The sequence below is a fragment of the Melioribacter sp. genome (assembly GCF_049325435.1).
In the GTDB taxonomy this organism is placed as follows: Bacteria; Bacteroidota; Ignavibacteria; order Ignavibacteriales; family Melioribacteraceae; genus Melioribacter; species Melioribacter roseus.
Window position 1 is genome coordinate 125288 of record NZ_JBMOLD010000019.1, and the last position, 19917, is coordinate 145204.

Below are 19917 nucleotides of genomic sequence, written 5' to 3' on the forward strand. Positions count from 1 at the left end.
ACCATTTTATTTTAGTGATATAAAAAATTAAGAGGAAGGTATGGATCGCAGAATAAGAGTACTTGTAGCCAAAGCGGGTCTCGACGGACACGACAGAGGCGCGAAAGTAGTAGCGGCGGCTCTGAGAGACGCCGGCATGGAAGTAATTTATACGGGACTGAGACAAACGCCCGAGATGATTGTGGAAGCCGCTTTGCAGGAAGACGTCGATGCTATCGGCATAAGCATACTGTCGGGCGCTCATATGACTATTTTTCCGAGAATTCTCGAATTAATGAAAGAAAAAAATCTTAACGACGTGCTGCTCTTCGGAGGCGGTATAATCCCCGACGAAGACCTCGTAAAACTGAAGGAAATGGGCGTCGGCGAACTTTTTACGCCCGGAGCTCCGACTACGGAAATTATCGACTTTTTGAAAAAATGGGTCGAACAAAACAGACGATGAATAATTCTCCGAGAAGAATAATATATCTCGACCTGATGAGAGCATTGGCTGTTTTGATGATGGTGGAAGGTCATACGACGGATACTTTTCTGGCAGACCAATTCAGGAATCCGGATTCCTGGTTATATCAGCTCTGGTTAATCAAACGCGGCATTACCGCGCCTATCTTTATGTTCACTTCCGGAGTCGTATTTACTTATCTGCTTAAACTTCAAAATAAGCCGTTCTGGGAAAATCCGAGAGTGTACAAAGGTTTCAGACGATTTATTACTTTGGTTGTAATCGGTTATATGCTGAGATTTCCCACTCACTCGTTTGTCGATTTTCAATATGTGTCGTTAAAACAATGGTATATTTTCTTCGCTTCGGACGCGCTTCACTTAATCGGATTCGGACTGTTATTCATATTGATTTTAGAATACTTCAGCGAGATTCTTAAAGTCAACAGCTATATTATGTTTTTATCCGCCGCACTTTTCTTTTTTATTATCTATCCTTATACCGAAAAAATTCAATGGACGGAAATTGTGCCGGTTCCGCTGGCTGCATACTTTTATCATAAAACCGGTTCGCTTTTTCCCTTTTTTCCGTGGGCGGGTTATGTAATCAGCGGCGCACTTCTTGGCAGCTATCTGGCTAAAAATCCGAATGTTTTCACATCGCCCCGCTTTAGCAAAAGTTTGTTGATAATAGGGGTCGTTCTTTTGATTGCCGCATCTATTTTGGGTAATATCAACCTGTTGAACGATCAACAAAAAAACGCATATTATTTCATATCAATGCGGCTGGGTTCCGTAATATTGCTAAACAGCGCTATGTCGTATATTGCGCTTAGACTCGATACTATACCTGATATAATAAAATGGGTCGGACGGCACACGCTCGTCGTTTATGCCGTACATGTAATAATTCTCTACGGCAGCGCATGGGTGCCTGGATTAAACGCAATCTTTGCAAAGAGTATGAACCTTTATTTGTCTGTTTGCTGCGCAATTGTTATGATTGTTGCTATGATTATTATGGTGTGGGGAATCGAAAAGTATAAATTGACCTTCAAAAAAGAGGTAGCCGGAAGTTGAAGAAGAGAACAGAAAATCTTAGTCCCTCGGCCGGTAGCGACGATGTAAGGCTTGAACAGACTCTGCGTCCCAGAACCTTTAATGAATTCACCGGACAGAGTAAAATTACGGACAATCTTAAAGTATTTATCGGAGCCGCTCTCAAGAGAGGCGACAGTTTGGATCATGTGCTGCTTACGGGTCCGCCGGGATTGGGGAAAACCACTCTTGCTCATATAATTGCAAATGAAATGGGAGTTAAGATAAAAGTCACTTCGGGTCCCGTTCTCGAAAAACCGGGCGACCTCGCCGGATTGTTGACCAACCTGGAGGAACATTCCGTCTTATTCATCGACGAGATCCATCGGTTGAGTCCGGTGGTCGAAGAGTACCTTTATTCGGCAATGGAAGATTTTAAACTCGACATTATGATAGACAGCGGGCCGAATGCAAGAACAGTACAGATAAAATTGCCCAAATATACGCTCATCGGAGCCACGACGCGAGCCGGTCTTTTGACCGCCCCCTTGCGCGACCGATTCGGCATCAAAGCCCGTCTCGATTATTACGACAGCCCGCTTATCAAAAGAATAATCAACCGCTCGGCGCGGTTGTTGAATATCGAGATTGAAGACCTCGCAGCCGAAGAAATTTCCAAACGTTCGAGAGGAACTCCGAGAATTGCAAACAGACTTCTTCGAAGAACTCGAGACTTTGCCGATTACGAAAACAAAAAGATTATCGACGTCGATATTGCGCGCAAAGCTTTGACTGCGCTCGAAGTTGACGAAGACGGTCTCGACGAAATGGATAAGGAAATTATTCTTACGATTATCGAAAAATTCAACGGCGGTCCCGTCGGCTTGAATACTATAGCTGTTGCCGTAAACGAAGACGCCGGCACAATCGAAGAAGTCTATGAACCGTTTTTAATTCAACAGGGTTTTATTCAAAGAACTCCCCGCGGCAGAGAAGCCACAGACCTGGCATACGCTCGTTTTAATCGCAAACGCGGAATTCAGAACAATCAACAAACTTTATTTTAAGTATGGTAAAAATTAATGACTTAGAAATAGGAGACGGCAGGAGGTTTGTCCTTATAGCCGGACCCTGCGTTATCGAAAACAGGGATATCACATTTCGTACGGCGGAGGAAATAAAAAAGATTACTTCGAGATTAGGCATCCCCTACATTTTCAAATCGAGTTATAAAAAAGCAAACCGCACAAGCCTCAATTCCTTTACCGGACTTCCGGTAGAAGAAGCGTTTGCAATACTCAAGGAAGTGAAAGAAGATTTCGAATTGCCCGTTTTAACCGACGTTCACACAGAACGGGAAATTCAAAAAGCGGCAGAAGTTGCAGACGTACTTCAGATTCCCGCTTTCCTCTGCAGACAAACCGAATTATTGATAGCCGCCGGTAAAACCGGCAAAGCCGTCAACGTAAAAAAAGGACAGTTCCTTGCGCCCGAAGACATGAAGTTTGTAGTCGAGAAAATCGAATCGACGGGCAACAATAAAATATTACTGACGGAAAGAGGAACTACTTTCGGATATCATAATCTCGTTGTCGATATGAGAGGGCTCGAAATTATGAAGGAAACCGGCTATCCCGTAATTATGGACGCTACGCACGCCGTTCAAATTCCGAGCGCGGGAGGAATAAGCGGCGGTCAACCACGATTCATTAAGACTCTAGCGAAAGCCGCGGCGGCCGTCGGTATCGACGGACTCTTTCTTGAAGTCCATCCCGACCCTTCGAAAGCCTTGAGCGATGCGGGCAGTCAGTTACCGCTGAATGAACTCGAAGAATTGCTCGCTCTGATTATGAAAATTGACGAGATTGTGAAAAGTGAACATTAATATAAAAGAGAAACTGAGCAACATTAGACTGTTTGTGTTTGACCTCGACGGCGTTCTTATTCACAATGAAGACGATACCGAAAAGCTGATTGAAACGATCGCAAAATACTCAAGGGAATTCAAAAGAAGGAATCTTTTCTTGGCGGTAATTACCGCCAGACAGAAAGACGAACTAGTCGAAAAATTGAACGAAATCGAAAATTGTTATGTGGCTTTCGGTAGCATCGATAAAGTATCGGCCGCTAAACTGTTGTTTAAGAAATTGAATGTCGATTGTGAAAATACTTTTTATGTCGGCGACGACATACTCGACATACCGCTGTTGAATTTATGCGGTCTATCGGCGGCTCCTCGCACAGCGCGCAGAGAGGTCAAAAGAGTTGTCGACTTTATTCTAAACGGCGGTAATGCTGAAGATATTTTTATCGAAATTTTGGATTATCTGGACGGAAAAGATGAATTCTGAAAGAAAAATCGACGCACTCGAAAAGCAATGGATTTATGCAATTCTGCCCGAAAACAAACCCGGATATAAATCAATACGGGATAAAATTAAGAATGCTTTTGTTTTACGAAGGCAACCGCTGTCGGACGATCCGGTTCAGGATTCATATAAATTAATTCTTGCGCCCGAAAGTTGTACCGTTAATAATACAGCGGATACGTATGCAACCACTCCGATTTCGACGGGTAAAATCAAATATGAAAACATGGAAGTATATTTAGCCGTCTCTTCTTTTGAAGACGATGTTTTCGAGATCGAGATTTCTAAAGATCAAAGCAACGACTCTCCGGGCAAACTTCTGAACGTCGAAACATTTGCAAAATGGGAGCCGGGCATGAAAGCTCCTTTCGACAACTCCGAAGTAAGAGAAATAGAAGCGGTAAAAAATAAATATACGCTTGCAATAGCTCCGGCGCTCAAAAGAATTTGGCTTTACGAATACGCGACGGGAATAAATTATTTAATCCCGCTTTCCAATTTCTTCAATGAATTAACGCGTTCTAAAAATATCCAATCGCCGGAAATTGTAGGTAATCCGAATTATCTGTTTACGAACTTAAATAAATTTGAGGACGCGGATTTTATAAGAGGATTATATTTCTACAATAAATATATTAGAAGGCTTGATATTGACCTTGAATTAAAAGAAAAACCGAAAAGAAAAAGTTTGTTCAGCTTATTTTCTTTATTGAAAACAAAAAAGAGGTAGTAAGTGTCTGAAGAGCAAATTATAGCCAAAGGCAGAGAAGTAATTAAAATAGAGGGCAATGCGGTTCTTGGACTGGAAAAAAGCATCGACGATTCGTTCGTAAAAGCCGTTAAAATAATACTCTCTTCTAAAGGAAGAGTCGTCTTTACCGGAATGGGGAAGTCGGGATTGATTGCCAGGAAGATAGTAGCCACTATGAATTCAACCGGAACTGCGGCAATATTTATGCATCCGACCGACGCGCTTCACGGCGACCTCGGCATGGTAAGAAAAGACGACGTCGTCATTATGATTTCCAAGAGCGGAAATACTGAAGAATTATTGAATCTGATTCCGATGTTCAAAAGAATCGACGTTAAGATAATCGGAATGCTCGGAGTAAGAGATTCGAAGCTGGGCAGGGAATGCGACGTTTGTTTGAATGTTTCCGTCGAGCAGGAAGCCTGTCCTCACGATCTGGTTCCGACTGCGTCGACTACCGCCTCGCTGGCAATGGGCGACGCTCTTGCAATCGCGCTTTTGGAAATGAGGGGTTTTACTCCCGAGGATTTTGCGCTGCTCCATCCCGCCGGCAGTCTCGGCAAACGTCTTTCGTTGCGCATCGAAGAAATAATGATTAAAGGGAAAGACGTGCCGGTGGTTAACGAGGAGACGCCTCTCAAGGATACGATCTACGAAATTACTTCTAAACGTCTCGGCACTACGTGCGTTGTCGACGATAACGGATTATTAACCGGAATAATTACCGACGGCGATCTGAGACGCCTTCTGGAAAAAACGCTCGACCTGAAAGACCTTAAAGCCTCCGACGTTATGACCGTAAATCCCAAAACCATAAAACCCGATCTGCTGGCTTCGTTTGCATTGCAGGAAATGGAAAAATATAATATCACTTCGTTAATTGTAATTGACGATTTCGGAATCCCCGTCGGAATTGTTCACCTGCATGACCTCGTAAAACTCGGACTTCAAAGAAGATGAGGTTGTTTTTTCTGATTATATCGGTTGTAATAATTTCGGCTTGCTCCGGCGACAACGTAAAACCGGTTGTCTCCGACACTCCAGCCGAAGGTGAAATTCCTGCTCACGAAAGCTGGAATTCTAAAATTATATTCAGCAACGACGGGGTGTTGAAAGCTATTTTATACGCCGACCATCTGCGAAAATATGACGAAAAAAGAGTAACTCTGCTCGACGGAGTGAAAATCGATTTTTATGACGAAAATAAAAAAACAACCACGCTTACTTCTCTTCGAGGCAAAGTCGACGACAGAACCATGGATATGTTTGCCTACGACAGCGTGGTCGCTGTCAACGACAGCGGTACGGTTCTGAAAACCAGCGAATTAATGTGGAGAAATTCCGACAGGAAGATTCTTACCGATAAATTCGTATCCATAAAATCGAAGGACGAGATTATTGAAGGCTACGGATTCCTTTCCGATCAGCAGATGACTAATTACGTGATATTCAAGATTACTTATTCGGCAACATTGAACAACGGGGAATAATCGGTGAAGAAAACATTCTTTATTATATTGTTTACGGCTGTTGTATTATTCGGACAGGGCAAAATGCTACGCGTCGAAGGCGACAGCCTGATCGGTAAAAGAATCAACGGTGAAACAATACGCGAGGTGCGCGGAAACGTCGTAATGTACCAGGACGACGTTGTAATAAAATGCGATACGGCAATTCAATATACTGCCAAAAACAGGGCGGAATTAATCGGCAATGTTATAGCAATGCAGGATAGTATAATAATAAAAACCACACGCGGATTTTATTATGACGACGCGAGAATAAGTTTTTCGAATAACGGAATCGATTATACCGACGGGCATATAAGGCTGACCGCCGATAACGGTTATTATTACTACGACGAAAAAAGAGCTTTTTTCTACGGCAATGTGGTCATACGCGACTCGGTTTCCACATTAAAAGCAGATAGTTTTTATTATTACGACGACGCGGATAAAGCGATCGCAGCCGGCAACGTAACGGCGATCGATACCGCATTGATTATTCGGGCTGACAGTTTGATCAATTACAAAAGCGAAAATACCACATTCGCTTTCGCAAACGTAAGCGTCGACGATTTGAAAAACGGTATGCTGATTAAAGGCGACTATCTGGAAAACAAAAACGATTATTCGAAAGTAACCGGGAATGCTTTTCTGATGAGAATCGATACGCTCGATTCCGGCGAAACGGACACTTTGTTTGTCAAGGCGGGAATTATGGAATCCTTTTCGGATTCCTCAAATCGTTTGATCTGCGCCGACTCGGTAAGAATGCTAAAGGGAGAATTTGCATCGGTCAATAATTATGCGGTTTTTTACAGGAATGAAAACAGAATTCACACATACAAATTGCCGAACGATCAAACGCCTCCCGTAATTTGGAACGAAAACGCGCAAATTCTTGGCGACACTATCGATATTATTACAAATGATAATAAACTTGAACGAATGACAATAAAATCCGACGCCGGTACGACGTTAAACGCTCTTATTGTTACTCAAAATCCCGAATACCCTAAAAGGTACGACCAGATTTCCGGCGCGGAATTCGAAATGTTTTTTGAAGACGGCAAACTGATTAAAACGGTTGTATCTGGAAATATGCTCAGTATTTATTACCTTTACGAAGAAGATAAGCCGAACGGTTTGATAAAATCGAGCGCGCAAAATGCGGAGATTTATTTCGAAAACAATAAAGTCGACAAAGTGAAACTATTCGGTAAACCGGCGAGCGAATATTATCCGGAAAATCTTGTTACGGAAAAAGAGCTCGATTTTACTCTGCCCGATTTTATTCTCATTAAGAACAGACCGGTAAAAGAAGAGTTCATAAGAAACTGAAAGATATGGAAAATAAAATGAAATTAAGCGGCGAAAAACTTAAGAAAATTTATAAAAAAAGAACGGTAGTAAACGGAGTTTCGATATCGGTCGAGCAGGGCGAAGTAGTCGGGCTTTTGGGACCGAACGGCGCGGGTAAAACTACTACTTTCTATATGGTCGTCGGAATGATTAAACCAAACGGCGGAAGAGTATTTGTCGATAACAATGAAATTACCGAAGAGCCGATGTACAAAAGAGCTAAAATGGGAATCGGCTATCTGCCGCAGGAAGCCTCGGTTTTCAGAAGATTGAGCGTCGAGGATAATATAATGGCGATTCTTCAAATGATCGATATTAGTAAATCCGAGAGGGAAGAGAGGCTCGAATCATTACTGGACGAACTCGGAATCAAACATGTCCGTAAAAATATGGGGTTTCAATTAAGCGGAGGCGAAAGAAGAAGGACGGAAATCGCAAGAGCTTTGGCCACGAATCCGAAATTTATATTGCTCGACGAACCTTTTGCCGGGGTTGACCCGATTGCCGTCGAAGATATTATGAATATAGTCGCCAATCTAAAACATAAAGGCATCGGCATTTTAATTACCGACCATAATGTTCATGAAACGTTGAGTATTGTAGACCGTGCATATATCTTGATTAACGGGAAAATATTCAAAGAAGGCACAGCGCGCGAATTGGCTGAAGACGAGGAAGTCCGTAAACTCTACCTCGGCGAGAAATTCAGACTCGACCGCTACTCATAAACCTTCTACCACCATGTATGTCGCAAATGTGAGGATTGTTATATAAAGAATTAACAATAATATCTTTTTTATTCGCCGCTTTCTAATGAGTTTTTTTTGATAAGTCCACGTGGCTGTTTTATCTCTTTTATAATCCCCTTTGTCTATCGACCAGTTTTGGAATTCCATATATCTCAAAATTTAAATTTCTTGTCATAAAATTAAGAAATTTTATTTTACAATTCTATGATATGAATCATAACATTAATAGATATTCAAAGCGATATATTATTTCAATAAATTCATTTTGCCGATTTTACTTAAATTACCGACGCGGACTTCGTAGAGATAAATACCGCTGGAAACAACGTTTCCGCTTTGATTCGTACCGTTCCATTGCGTCGAATAATTTCCTGCTTGCAATTCTTCGTCGACAAGCGTCTTAATAAGTTCTCCGTTAATGTTGTATATATTCAATTTTACGCGCGAACCTGTCATCGAAGAGGGAACGGAAAAATTTATTATGGTGCTTATATTGAACGGATTGGGGAAGTTCTGCGCATAAATATCCGAAGGAATTATAGCGTTTTCATATTCATACCTTTCAACGCTTGTTATCAATTGCGCGCCCGAAGGCATTTTTCTTCCTTCGGAGTCGGCAAGGTAAACGTTTGTCCATTCGGGTCTTTGCGCTTTATCCAGATATTCTTCCTCCCATTCCGAATCGCCGATTCGATAAAAACCGTTGGTAACGTATTCGTAATATGAATTAACGGGACCTGCAAAAACGGTCAATCCTTCGTTTGGGTGTTCTGCCGCAACAATCATTAAATTACGTCTGCCCGTGCCTGCGTGTTTTACCCAGCCTACAACATTTCCCAATTCGTCTGTCGGACTTGTGTGGTAGTCGGCGGCGATTAAATCGGGAGCTTCGTCGCGGCTGCCGTACGGGCTTTTGTAAATCAGGTGATAATACCAGCCGTTAAATACCGGAGCGCAGCCCACCATATTTTCGTACAGCAGATTTTTGAGGAATCTGATCTCATTCTCATTTAACGGCGACGAATTCAATTCTTTCTCGGCTATAGTTTTCAGTGTATCCATTACGTTGCCGAAAAACGAAAAATAATTTTTCAAAGACTGATTTTCGCCGTCAATGTTTTCGAGTTTGGCATAAGTATTTCCCGCAAGCGTTTTCATCCTTTCATAGAATTGCGGAAACGGCTCAACGTAGCCGTGCGGAAACGAGCAAACCACTCCGCCTGAATACGTTTGTTTTGCGTAGAGCAGATTATCGTGACGGAGTTCCGTCCATGCCGAAAGTTGTGTGTTCAACTTTTGCTGCCACCAAGCCGCCGTCTGCATAAATTCGGGAAAACCCGACCTGTCTTCAGGCGGGTTCAAGCTTCGAATAGAATTCAGCCACGAATTATAAATCGAAGCGTTCCAGAATTCGTTCGTGTAAGAATCGATCAAATAACGCAATGAAGCTATGTTGGCGGAGTAATGATACTGTTCCAATTCGTCTTTTAGCAATTGTGCAGCCGCTGAATTTCCGAGCGCAAACATAACGTCGAGCAGCGAAGGGAGCATCCTGCGGATCTTTTCATTGTTGTACAAAATCCTGTCGTATGTAACATTGTTAGTTATATATGAATCGATTACAAACCTCTGCCCGAAAAGCAGAAAAGCTGAAGCCGGTTTTATCTGCTCGGGCGACATCGGATCGCTCATCAATATTTGAGAAAGTATTTTTTGATCGGCGTAAGGTTTGGTCGCAAGAATATTCTGAAATTCATTTACTTTGTTTGTGTCGAGTAAATCGACAGCCGATTGAACCTGCGCTTCGTTAAAGACTTCCCTTAATTCTTCCAGCGTGACGTTATCCTGCTCGCCGACGAACGCTTTCAATAAATTATCAATAGATGCGTATTCGTTATAAACTCCCGCAGTTTCGACCAGTTCGGAAATTAAAAAAGCGTCGATTATCTGTCTCTGTACGTTTTCTTTTGCAACATTGTCTGCCGCCTCTTCCGGAGGAATAAGATAGAGCTCGGTTCTGCCGAGCCAGATCATAGTCTTAAAGTACGAAGCTAATTCCGGATAGTACGTATCCTCGTAATGACCTCTCACTTTAAACTGCGAAAAATCGATTTTTCTTTCCTGTGAAGAAAAGAGAGGATAACCGGCGGCGCTAAGATTATCTATCAGTCCGGATAATTCATCCAGAGTCTTTTTATTGTCCTGATAAAGCAGTTCGTAATTTTCTCCCAGTAATTTTAGAGCCGTAGCAGTATAAACTTCCGCGTCTTTCAACATAGGAACGAGTTCAGGAATAGAGCCGTACTTCGATTCCAACTGAGGCAAAGCCTCGTGCATCCCTTTTAACAAAACTTTGAGTTTGGGAATTATCGATTCGATCTCGACTTCCTTCAGGATTACGTCGTAAGAAAGGTGAAACGCATTTAAGATAGCGTCCGTAGTTACAATTGCCGGAATATCATTTTTATACAGGTCGAGATAAATATGAAGGAAGTCGGCTCCGCTTATTCTTTCGGTTACTACAAAACCGTTTTTTTTAAGCAGCTCAATTTCGTCTTCTGTAAGTTCGTATTTTATTTTTATCGAATCGAAATATTTTGCTCCGTCGATGTTGTAGCCGATCGATCCGTTGAATTTACCGGCGTCATAAAGAGAGTAGAGTTTGTCCGGCGACATATTAAGATTTGAGTTCAAAAATTCCTTGTAACTCTGCAAACTGAAATTTTGAGCCGATAAAAGAAGCGGGATCAAAAATAAAATTAAAAACGAAACTTTTGCTTTCATTGTAGCCCCCTTCATTTGAACGTAAAATTAATAAAGAAAGTATAAATTTTAAAGAGAAAATGGATGCGCTATAAATCCAAATCCGATTTAATGATGGCAAAAGTTTCTTCTATTGAATGCGGTTGATATCCCAATTCCGTCGAGGCTTTGAGAATAATCAAACCCGATTTCAGAGGGCGGGGCGCCGGCTGATTTAAATCTTTCGTTAGTATCGGTCGAATCAATTTTTTGTCGAGCTTAAAATAGTCCGCAATTCTCTGCGTGAATTCGTAACGCGAGAGTATTTCTTTACCCCCGATATTATAAATTCCTTCCTTTCTGAATTCTATTGTTTTTGCGATGGCGTTAACCAGATCGTCGGTAAAAGTCGGATTGTTGAATTGATCCGTTACGATGTTGATGACTTTATTTTCTTTCAAAGAATTTATAACCCATTTGACAAAATCGGGTTTGCCTCCTTTTGCAGGACCATAGAGCACGTTTGTTCTAAGAATAGTATATCTTACTCCGTTTGCGCGGATAGAATTTTCGGCAGCGAGCTTTGTTCTGCCGTAATAACTTATCGGGCACGGACGATCGGTTTCTATATAAGGTCCGTTTTTGCCGTCGAAAATATAATCCGTGGAAATGTGTATAAGATGAGCGTCGATAGTCCACGAATAAAACGCCAGGTTTTCTACGCCCGTAACGTTTAATTTCCATGCCTCTTCGCGCTCGGTTTCGGCTTTGTCCACGTTCGTATAAGCGGCTGCGTTAATGACGAAGTCGGGAAAGAAATCGAGTATGATTTTCTTTACGCTGTTTTTATCCGTAATGTCGACGGTTTTATAAGGAACGGATTTTATCGCGGATTCTTTTTCGATCGAAGCGCACAAAAGTTCGAATTTATCTCGTCTCGAAGCGTAATATTGCGCAAGACGCTGACCCAGCATTCCGTTTGACCCTATGACCAATATTCTTGTTTTAATCATAATTTCGATTTAATTATATTTTCGATTTTTCCCGCCGCGGTTAAACCCGCAAAATAATTGGCTTTATTAAGAGAATATTTCAAATCCCGGGTCGAAAGATATGAATAAAAGAAGACCGACCCAAAGACGTCGCCGCACCCGATTTTATTTACTTCTTCGACGTTTTCTGCTTTAAGCTCAATCGCTTCCGTCCTGTCTTCAGATTTATAGTAAAGTTCCGAGCCCGAATTTCCTCTTGTAATGAGAACAAGTTTGACTCCGTGCTTCATTATTTCTTCGGCGGCTTCTTTACGGTCGTTGTAATCATAAACCGTTTTCAATTCGTTCTCGTTGCATTGTAGGATGTCGACGTTCGACAGCCATTTATCGATTTCGGGTATGGTTCTGAACGAGCGTCTGTTCCCGACGTCGACACCGCGCGCCAGCGTATGAACGTCGAAATAAATGAGTCCTTCAAAATTTCTTCTTATCTCGGCAAGTCGATTACGGTCGATATCAAAACCGGTGATCATATTAATCAAAATGCCGTCGAAACGGTTCCAATCGACGTCCGGAAGAATTAATTCCCGCGACAAATTACTATAAATTTCCTCCCGTTCGCCTTCTTTTTCGGTAATCAAAAGAACTGAAGGCATATCGGGTAAATTGAAAACGAAGTCCGTGCGCAGTCTTCCGTAGAGGGAATTAAAGAGTGAAAATCGATTCTTGTCCACGCCCGTAATTAAAAAAATATTGTCCCCGTCTTTCTTCTGGGAAAGCATTCCTAGCGCCGAATAATAGATTCCGCCCGGTCGAACGGATTCTTTTCCCCGTGCTGAGACGTAATCGATTATCGAGTGTCCTATCAGTGCAATATCCATATCGCTAAAAATTAATATATTGTGAACAGTTTAATTCATGAATTTGTTGAATGGCTAAAAGTTACAAAAAATCAGAAGAAAAATTATGAAAATCGGAATAACATGCTATCCCACATACGGGGGGAGCGGCGTAGTAGCCACGGAATTGGGGCTTGCTCTTGCGGCTAAAGGGCATCAGGTTCATTTTATTAGTTATGCAATACCTCATCGCTTGAACCGTTTTGTCGAAAATATATTTTACCACGAAGTCGAAATGGCAAACTATCCGCTTTTCGAGCATTCGCTCTACGGCATTTCGTTGACGAGTAAAATGCTCGAGGTAATCGAGTATGAAAATCTCGATTTAATGCACGTTCATTACGCAATCCCTCACGCGGTAAGCGCCTACCTTGCAAAGCAGATAAGAAAAAAATCGAACGGAGATATTAAATTCATCACAACCCTGCACGGCACTGATATTACTTTGATGGGATTGGAGCCTTCTTTCATGCCGCTTGTTAAATTCAGCATTGAAGAGAGCGACGGCGTAACTGCGGTTTCGCGATTTCTCAAAGAAAAAACATTGACGAATTTTAATATTGAAAAAGATATCGAGGTGATCTATAATTTCATTGATATCAATAAATATCGGCCGATGGACGGCAGTGAGTACAGAAAACACATTGCGCCTAACGGCGAAAAAGTATTGGTGCACACTTCCAATTTCAGGGCCGTCAAACGTGTTACCGACACTATCCGGATACTCGGTATAGTAAACAAACAGATACCGACGCGATTGTTGCTCGTGGGCGACGGTCCGGAGCGTTCGGAATGCGAAAGATTGTCGAGGGAGTTGAACCTTCAGAAAGAAGTGATTTTCCTGGGTAAGCAGGACGCCCTGCCTGAAATTTTGAACGCGGCGGATATCTTTTTGATGCCTTCTCAATCCGAGAGTTTCGGTCTCTCCGCTCTGGAAGCGATGGCGTGCGGTCTGCCCGTCGTTAGTTCGTCTGTAGGCGGCTTGCCGGAATTAATCTTGCATAACGAAACCGGTTATATAGCTGAAATTGGAGACGTGGAAAGAATGGCTAAATATGTTCTCGATTTGCTCACCAACGAAAAGAAGTATAAAACATTTTCGACAAATTCGAGAAACAGAGCGGTGCAACATTTCGATAAAGATTTGATTGTGCCGAAATATATTGAATATTACGAAAAAGTATTGAATTCCTAATCCGGTTGTTTTGTAGAGCGCTGGCGGTTAATTTCAAAAAGGATTACGCCCGTTGCAACCGACACGTTTAAGGAATCGATTTTTCCTTTTATCGGAATTTTTACGATGAAATCGCATTCTTCGGCTACGAGGCGCCGTATCCCTTTTTCTTCGTTGCCCATAATCAATGCAATCGGACCGGAATAATCAATTGTGTCGTAGTTTACTGATTTCTCCGTTAGATGAGCTCCGACAATCCAGAACCCTTTTTCTTTCAGGTATTTAATCGGCTGCATCAGATTTGCCACTCTCGAAATTTTCAAGTGCGATAAAGCTCCGGCTGAAATTTTTGCTACCGTCTCGTTTACCGGAGCGCTGTTGTTCGACGTCAGTATTACGCCGTCTACGCCTGCGCATTCTGCTGTCCTCAATACCGCGCCGAGGTTATGCGTGTCCTGCAACGTGTCGAGGATTAAAATCAACGGCTCTTGGCTTTTCATGGAATTGTCGATCAACTCGCGATAGTCGAGAAATTTATAGACGCTTTTAATCGCTATGACGCCCTGCGCGTTGAGGTTGCCGGCCAGCTGTTTGAATTTTTTCGAAGAAAGCTGTGTGATTTTAAGATTATTTTTTTTTGCCGCCGTAAATATCCGGCTGATTGCTTCGCCGCGCTGACCGTATGCCACGTATATTACTTCAATGTCTTCGCCGGCGTTAATTGCTTCGAGAACGGGTTTCCTGCCGTAAATTATTTCCAATTTATAATTCCTTGTTAGTCGGCAAAACTAAAATTATCGTTATCCACTTCGAATTTGGAAAAGACGCGGTTGTTCTTTTTGGGGGGCATAAATTCTTTTATCAGTTCGATTTTTCTGTTGTTAAAATCCAGCTTGTATTCGGCTCCGTTGATTGCGCCGTCTTGTTTGGCCAGATTAATTTTGATATTGCCTTCGACTATATCCTTTCTTAATTCGCACGACGCAGGACCTACTTCGGGAACGAGGTCCATCCGGGCTTTGAGCCCCGTTATTATAATGTAAATATCGTTCTCTTTTTCGATCAGGTCGTAAGTTATTTCGTACTTAAAACTGGTAAAATAAGCCGCCGTCTCGACGCGGATAATAAGATATTGTTTCTTCTCCGTTTTATCGTATTTGAAGTAAAGTTTGCAAATATATTCTACTTTGTCGGGTTTGGGCGCCGGGATGGCTTTCAATACGGATTCGGCTTTCTTTTTTCGGGTTTTGGGAATTTTGGGCGGATCGTCCACTTTTCGCAGAGGCATATTATCCTCTTTTTATTTTTTCAACGACTGATTCGATATCGTCAATCGAAATGTCGGTTTGTTCGCCCGACTCCATATTTTTCAAAACGGCTTTTTTGTCTTTATATTCCTCGCCGCCGAAGAAGAGCACATAGGAGGCGTTTAATTTATTTGCCTCGCGCATTTGCGCTTTGACGCTTCTCGATAAATAGTCTCGCTCGGCTTTTAAGCCTTTTTGTCGTAGGCGTGTGGTAAGAATGAAAGAATCTTCATTTAAATTTTTGTCGAGCAGCGCCACATAAACGTCGATCTTGTCATCGGGAACATTGAGTATATTTTCATTTTCGCATGCGAGTAAAATCCGTTCGATTCCTGCGGCGAACCCGACGCCGGGTAGATCGTCTCCTCCGAGCTGCGCCACCAAACCGTTATAACGGCCTCCGCCGCACAAAGCGCTTTGCGAGCCAACGCTGCCGCTTACGATTTCGAATGTGGTGTGCGTATAATAATCCAATCCTCTTACGAGCTTCGGTTCGATTTCGTATTTAACGCCGAGTTTGTCGAGCGCATTTTTAACTATATCGAAATGTTCTATGCTTTCTTTACCGAGAGAATCGATTAACAGAGGCGCATTTTTCATTATTTCGATGTCCTGTTCCTCTTTGCTGTCGAAGATTCTCAGGATGTTCGTTTCGTATCTTTTTTTGCTTTCGCTGGAAAGCCGGTCGTAATGATTCTTAAGATAATTTTTCAATTCGTTTTTGTACGATTCTCTTTCGGAAGGAATTCCGAGGGTATTGATTACAACGGTTAAATTTTTCAGACCGATTTCTTTTAGTATGTCGTGAGCAATTACAATCATTTCGGCGTCGAGGTAAGGGTCGTTGCTGCCGATGGCTTCGGCGCCGAATTGATGAAACTGTCGCAGTCTTCCCGCCTGGGGTCTTTCCTGTCGGAACATCGGGGAGATATAAAAGAGTTTGTTGAGCTGCGATTTTTTATGGAGCGAATGCTCTATCAAAGCTCTGACAACCGCCGCCGTCATTTCAGGTTTAAGCGTTAAGCTCATACCGCCGCGGTCTTCGAAAGTGTACATTTCTTTGCTGACGATATCAGTTTCCTCGCCGATGCCGCGCGCAAAGAGACGCGTCTCTTCGAAAATCGGAGTTCTGATTTCGTTATAATTAAATTCTTCTAATATTGAGCGGACAAGATTTTCGATATACCGCCATTTGGGTATATCGCCCGGAAGGATATCTTTTGTGCCTGTAATTGCTTTAATCATTAAGGAGAAATCCGGTATTAGTTAATTTCGAAATATTGTTTCTCTTCTTCGACGAAGAGATTGTAAATTTCTTCGGCAGTACGAGCCTTTGAAAGATTTTCTCTGAATTCCTCGTTGTTCATCATTCTTGAAATTCTGCTGAGGAGTTTGATGTGCGGACCCACGAGATTTTCTTTGCCGACCAATAAGAATACCAGGTTAACCGGTTGACCGTCGAGAGCCTGGAAATCGATCGGTTCGTCGAGTTTGCCGAAAGCGGCGATGATGTCATTGACGCCGTTTGACTTGGCGTGCGGTATTGCAAAACCTTTTCCGACGCCCGTCGACATAATCTTTTCCCGTTCGTGAACCGATTCCCGCACTCCTTCGAGGTCTTTGACGCGTTCGTCGTCCTTAAATAAATCCACAAGCTCATTGATTACTGCGGTCTTTGATCTGCCTTTTAACGAGGGTATGATTTTGTCGGGCTGCAATATTTCCGAGACTTTCATTTATTATCCAATTGAGTTTTTACTGGTACAAATTTAAGAAACGCCTACCCCTTTATCAACGAACCGGCTCCTTTTACTACTAATTTTCTTGAAATCGGATAAAAGTAACCTTAATTTATCATTAAAAATATATCGGAGTTATCATGGATATTCAAAACAAAACAGTTCTGGTTCTGGGGGCATGGGGTTTGGTCGGCAATGCAGTCACACGTAAACTCGTTAGCGAAAAACCGAAAAGAATTATTGTCACTTCGCTCAAAAAAGAAGAAGCTCTCGGACATGTTGAAAAATTGAAAAAAGAATTTCCCGGACTGCCCGAAGATTATTTTATTCCCTGGTGGGGCAATATTTTCGTCAGACATGAATTTAAGGATAAGAACCGTTTGGAACTGCTCGAAAATCCTGAAACGCGCCGTATAATGATGTATGATATAATGGAGGAACTGAGCGATTCGATATTGGAGGCTTCGGCTGCTTATAAGCTCATTATGGAATACAAGCCCGATATAGTTATTGACTGCGTTAATTCGGCGACCGCTATAGCTTATCAGGACGTTTATTCTACTTACTACCGGATTAAAAGATTGATGAACGAAGGCTCCGACGCCGAAATTCTTAAAAGCGAAATGGAAAAACTCTTTTGCACCGAGTATGTTCCTCAAATTATCCGCCACGTGCAAATCCTTTATAACGCTATGAGCAGGGCGGGCACGAAAATTTATTTTAAAATCGGCACCAGCGGCACCGGAGGCATGGGGTTAAACATTCCTTACACTCACAGCGAAGAAAAACCCTCCCGAGTTCTTTTGAGCAAATCGGCCGTCGCCGGCGCTCATACTTTACTGCTCTTTTTAATGGGAAGAACGCCGCAAGGTCCGATTACAAAAGAAATTAAACCGACAGCTGCAATTGCATGGAAAAAAATAGAGTTCGGCGAAATCAGAAAAGGAGGCAAACCGATCGAAATCCAGGAAGTAAGTATGAACGACGCCTTTAGACTGGAAGGGAAATTGAATTTGAAACCCGATATAAAATTCAAGTCAACGGGCGAATCGTTGAAATCCGTTTATATCGATACGGGCGAGAACGGCACTTTTTCGAGGGGCGAGTTCGAAGCTATTACCACGCAGGGACAAATGGAATATGTTACTCCCGAAGAAATTGCCGACGATCTGATTTACGAAATTAAAGGCGGTAATACGGGTCACGACATTATCAACGCGCTCGACAATGCGACGCTCGAGCCGACTTACAGAGCCGGATTCTTGCAGCATTCGGCTGTCGAGAAACTCGAAGAACTCGAAAATATTCATAATAAAGAGAGCGTAGCGTTTGAATTGCTCGGTCCGCCCCGTCTTTCGAAACTTTTGCACGAAATAAATCTACTGAGACATGTAGCGGGCGAAATGAAAAAAATACCGGAATTTACGCCGGCTCAACTGTCGGAGAAATTATTTGAATTTATTAAAGATAACGACAATCTGAGAAACGAAATAATTTCGATCGGCATTCCGATACTTCTGCCAGACGGCAAGTCCCTTCTGCGGGGAAATACGATAAAAATTCCTCCGTTCAGAGGCGAAAACGAACTGAACATTACTCCCGAAAATATCGATATGTGGGCGCACGACGGCTGGGTGGACTTGAGAGAGAAAAATATGGAAACCTGGATCGACAGGATCGGTACTATAATGTCGGAAGCCGGATCGATTCCCGAAGACGACACGAGTTCGATGCACGTGAGAACCAAAAAATACTGGAACGATTTCGGTAAAATCGACATCGGGAAAGTTGTCGGATGGATTTTCAGTAAGGAAGAAAAAGGCGAACGAATGAAAGCCTGATTTTCGGCAGCCGCTTCGTCCGGGGCGGCTGCTTTTATTTTTTGTGCGGATTTTTTTTACCTTCGAGCAAATATTCGATTGCCAGATTAATCCGTTTTTCCCTGGTCTCGATTTTTTTCGCGCCGGTTATCCAAAGAACGTATTCTTTTCTGTTCGTAAACGAGAGCGTTTCGAAAAAATCGTAAGCTTTTTTATTCGTCTTAAAAACCTTCTTTAAATCGTCGGGGATAATAACCGATCGCTTTTCGGCGTCGATGTATTCCGATTTCCGGTTTCCGTTTTCCTTCTTTTGATGCTTTGCGCCCGCCCGTAGCCCAAAAGCCGACCAGTTTACGTCTACGGAAACTAATGTCAATATTTGCAAACCCGTTTCCTGCAAAATTTCATAACATGAATCGCGGTTAAGGTCGGTGAAAATGCCCGAAGATTTTTTGGGAAATCCCGTCCACAATATTCCTTGATTGCTCAATTTTTTTATTGCCGCCGGCAGTTCTTTTTTAAAGATATCCTTTGTTTCCGTAAAAAGAAAAATTATATCGAAAAGAATCCCTTTGCGCGCTTTTGTGTCGGGATTGAATGAAGACATCAGTCGCGCGAATTCTTCCGGCGGATTTATCAATAATAACTTTTGATTATCTTTAAGGCGGAGTTTTCTGTAATACGGATTGTTTTTCTTTCCCGTCATCTGTCTGAATTATCTTTTATGGATTTCCTCGTTTATAATTTTATAACGGCGCGTTTTTATCTGATGGCTTTCCATCTCTTTCTTAAAATCGTATTGCTTTACCACTTTGATTTTACGCGGTAGAATAATATGCGTCTTCGGAGTGATAATGGGGGGCGTCCGGCTGATTCGATTTACAGGCGGTTGATTCTTCTTTCGTATTTTGGTAATGGTATAAGAAAAAAGAATTATAATTAGCGCCAGCGCAAATGAGATAGCAAGAATATGAAAAATGATTTCGTTTAATTTCATGGAGTTTAAATATTTCTTTTCTTTATTATCGC

General features: G+C 42.3%; 21 protein-coding genes. 12 read left to right on the forward strand and 9 right to left on the reverse strand.

What is annotated here, in order from left to right:
- Positions 1–40: 40 nt before the first annotated feature.
- Genes ACOYVE_RS14435 through lptB form a run of 10 tightly spaced genes read left to right on the forward strand, consistent with a single transcriptional unit; the run spans position 41 to position 8194 of the window.
- Positions 41–445, forward strand: coding sequence for a cobalamin B12-binding domain-containing protein (locus ACOYVE_RS14435; protein WP_014855067.1), 405 nt, complete (start codon positions 41–43; stop codon positions 443–445).
- Positions 421–1524, forward strand: coding sequence for a heparan-alpha-glucosaminide N-acetyltransferase domain-containing protein (locus tag ACOYVE_RS14440; RefSeq protein WP_041355730.1), 1104 nt, complete (start codon positions 421–423; stop codon positions 1522–1524). The genes ACOYVE_RS14435 and ACOYVE_RS14440 overlap by 25 nt, the downstream gene beginning before the upstream one ends.
- Positions 1521–2549, forward strand: a complete 1029-nt coding sequence (gene ruvB / locus ACOYVE_RS14445) for a Holliday junction branch migration DNA helicase RuvB (protein WP_014855065.1) — start codon at positions 1521–1523, stop codon at positions 2547–2549. The genes ACOYVE_RS14440 and ruvB overlap by 4 nt, the downstream gene beginning before the upstream one ends.
- Positions 2550–2551: 2 nt before the next feature.
- On the forward strand, positions 2552–3367 hold the full coding sequence (gene kdsA, locus ACOYVE_RS14450) for a 3-deoxy-8-phosphooctulonate synthase (RefSeq protein ID WP_014855064.1): 816 nt from the start codon (positions 2552–2554) through the stop codon (positions 3365–3367).
- The gene (locus ACOYVE_RS14455) at positions 3357–3833 is read left to right on the forward strand and encodes an HAD hydrolase family protein (protein ID WP_014855063.1); all 477 of its coding nucleotides are present in this window, start codon (positions 3357–3359) and stop codon (positions 3831–3833) included. Before kdsA ends, ACOYVE_RS14455 begins: the two co-directional genes overlap by 11 nt.
- Positions 3775–4581, forward strand: coding sequence for a hypothetical protein (locus ACOYVE_RS14460; RefSeq protein ID WP_162098589.1), 807 nt, complete (start codon positions 3775–3777; stop codon positions 4579–4581). Before ACOYVE_RS14455 ends, ACOYVE_RS14460 begins: the two co-directional genes overlap by 59 nt.
- A 3-nt stretch (positions 4582–4584) precedes the next feature.
- A complete protein-coding gene (locus tag ACOYVE_RS14465; RefSeq protein ID WP_014855061.1) occupies positions 4585–5562 on the forward strand; it encodes a KpsF/GutQ family sugar-phosphate isomerase in 978 nt (325 codons plus the stop codon).
- Entirely contained in the window at positions 5559–6092 is a 534-nt protein-coding gene (lptC, locus tag ACOYVE_RS14470) for an LPS export ABC transporter periplasmic protein LptC (protein WP_422882520.1), read from the forward strand. The genes ACOYVE_RS14465 and lptC overlap by 4 nt, the downstream gene beginning before the upstream one ends.
- Before the next feature lie 3 nt (positions 6093–6095).
- Positions 6096–7445: an OstA-like protein gene (locus tag ACOYVE_RS14475; RefSeq protein WP_422882521.1), complete on the forward strand. Its 1350-nt coding sequence runs from the start codon at positions 6096–6098 to the stop codon at positions 7443–7445.
- 17 nt (positions 7446–7462) lie between these two features.
- Positions 7463–8194, forward strand: a complete 732-nt coding sequence (gene lptB, locus ACOYVE_RS14480; protein WP_041356189.1) for an LPS export ABC transporter ATP-binding protein — start codon at positions 7463–7465, stop codon at positions 8192–8194.
- Between the two features lie 267 nt (positions 8195–8461).
- Here the strand turns inward: lptB and ACOYVE_RS14485 are convergent, their stop codons facing one another.
- From ACOYVE_RS14485 to ACOYVE_RS14495, 3 genes are all read right to left on the reverse strand, one after another.
- A complete protein-coding gene (locus ACOYVE_RS14485; protein ID WP_422882523.1) occupies positions 8462–10999 on the reverse strand; it encodes a DUF3160 domain-containing protein in 2538 nt (845 codons plus the stop codon).
- 68 nt (positions 11000–11067) lie between these two features.
- Positions 11068–11970 carry a dTDP-4-dehydrorhamnose reductase gene (gene rfbD, locus ACOYVE_RS14490; RefSeq protein WP_422882525.1) on the reverse strand — a complete coding sequence of 301 codons (903 nt, stop codon included), beginning with the start codon at positions 11968–11970 and terminating at the stop codon, positions 11068–11070.
- Positions 11967–12830: a carbohydrate kinase family protein gene (locus ACOYVE_RS14495; RefSeq protein WP_422882526.1), complete on the reverse strand. Its 864-nt coding sequence runs from the start codon at positions 12828–12830 to the stop codon at positions 11967–11969. The genes rfbD and ACOYVE_RS14495 overlap by 4 nt, the downstream gene beginning before the upstream one ends.
- Before the next feature lie 85 nt (positions 12831–12915).
- Here ACOYVE_RS14495 and bshA point away from each other — a divergent pair, with 85 nt between their 5' ends.
- Positions 12916–14043, forward strand: a complete 1128-nt coding sequence (gene bshA, locus ACOYVE_RS14500) for an N-acetyl-alpha-D-glucosaminyl L-malate synthase BshA (protein WP_422882528.1) — start codon at positions 12916–12918, stop codon at positions 14041–14043.
- Here bshA and rlmB read toward each other — a convergent pair.
- From rlmB to ACOYVE_RS14520, 4 genes are read right to left on the reverse strand one after another with little or no spacing between them, the layout of a single operon-like run.
- Complete coding sequence (gene rlmB / locus ACOYVE_RS14505; protein WP_422882530.1) at positions 14040–14783, reverse strand: 23S rRNA (guanosine(2251)-2'-O)-methyltransferase RlmB; 744 nt, start codon at positions 14781–14783, stop codon at positions 14040–14042. The genes bshA and rlmB overlap by 4 nt on opposite strands.
- Positions 14784–14797: 14 nt before the next feature.
- Positions 14798–15310 carry a hypothetical protein gene (locus ACOYVE_RS14510; RefSeq protein ID WP_422882531.1) on the reverse strand — a complete coding sequence of 171 codons (513 nt, stop codon included), beginning with the start codon at positions 15308–15310 and terminating at the stop codon, positions 14798–14800.
- A gap of 1 nt (position 15311) precedes the next feature.
- The gene (gene hisS / locus ACOYVE_RS14515) at positions 15312–16574 is read right to left on the reverse strand and encodes a histidine--tRNA ligase (RefSeq protein ID WP_422882532.1); all 1263 of its coding nucleotides are present in this window, start codon (positions 16572–16574) and stop codon (positions 15312–15314) included.
- 17 nt (positions 16575–16591) lie between these two features.
- Entirely contained in the window at positions 16592–17065 is a 474-nt protein-coding gene (locus ACOYVE_RS14520) for a PTS sugar transporter subunit IIA (RefSeq protein ID WP_014855051.1), read from the reverse strand.
- 143 nt (positions 17066–17208) lie between these two features.
- Here ACOYVE_RS14520 and ACOYVE_RS14525 point away from each other — a divergent pair, with 143 nt between their 5' ends.
- A complete protein-coding gene (locus ACOYVE_RS14525) occupies positions 17209–18909 on the forward strand; it encodes a short-chain dehydrogenase (RefSeq protein ID WP_014855050.1) in 1701 nt (566 codons plus the stop codon).
- A gap of 34 nt (positions 18910–18943) precedes the next feature.
- Here ACOYVE_RS14525 and ACOYVE_RS14530 read toward each other — a convergent pair whose 3' ends face one another.
- Entirely contained in the window at positions 18944–19594 is a 651-nt protein-coding gene (locus ACOYVE_RS14530; protein WP_422882534.1) for a YdeI/OmpD-associated family protein, read from the reverse strand.
- A 9-nt stretch (positions 19595–19603) separates the two neighbouring features.
- Positions 19604–19885, reverse strand: coding sequence for a hypothetical protein (locus ACOYVE_RS14535; protein WP_014855048.1), 282 nt, complete (start codon positions 19883–19885; stop codon positions 19604–19606).
- Positions 19886–19917: the final 32 nt, after the last annotated feature.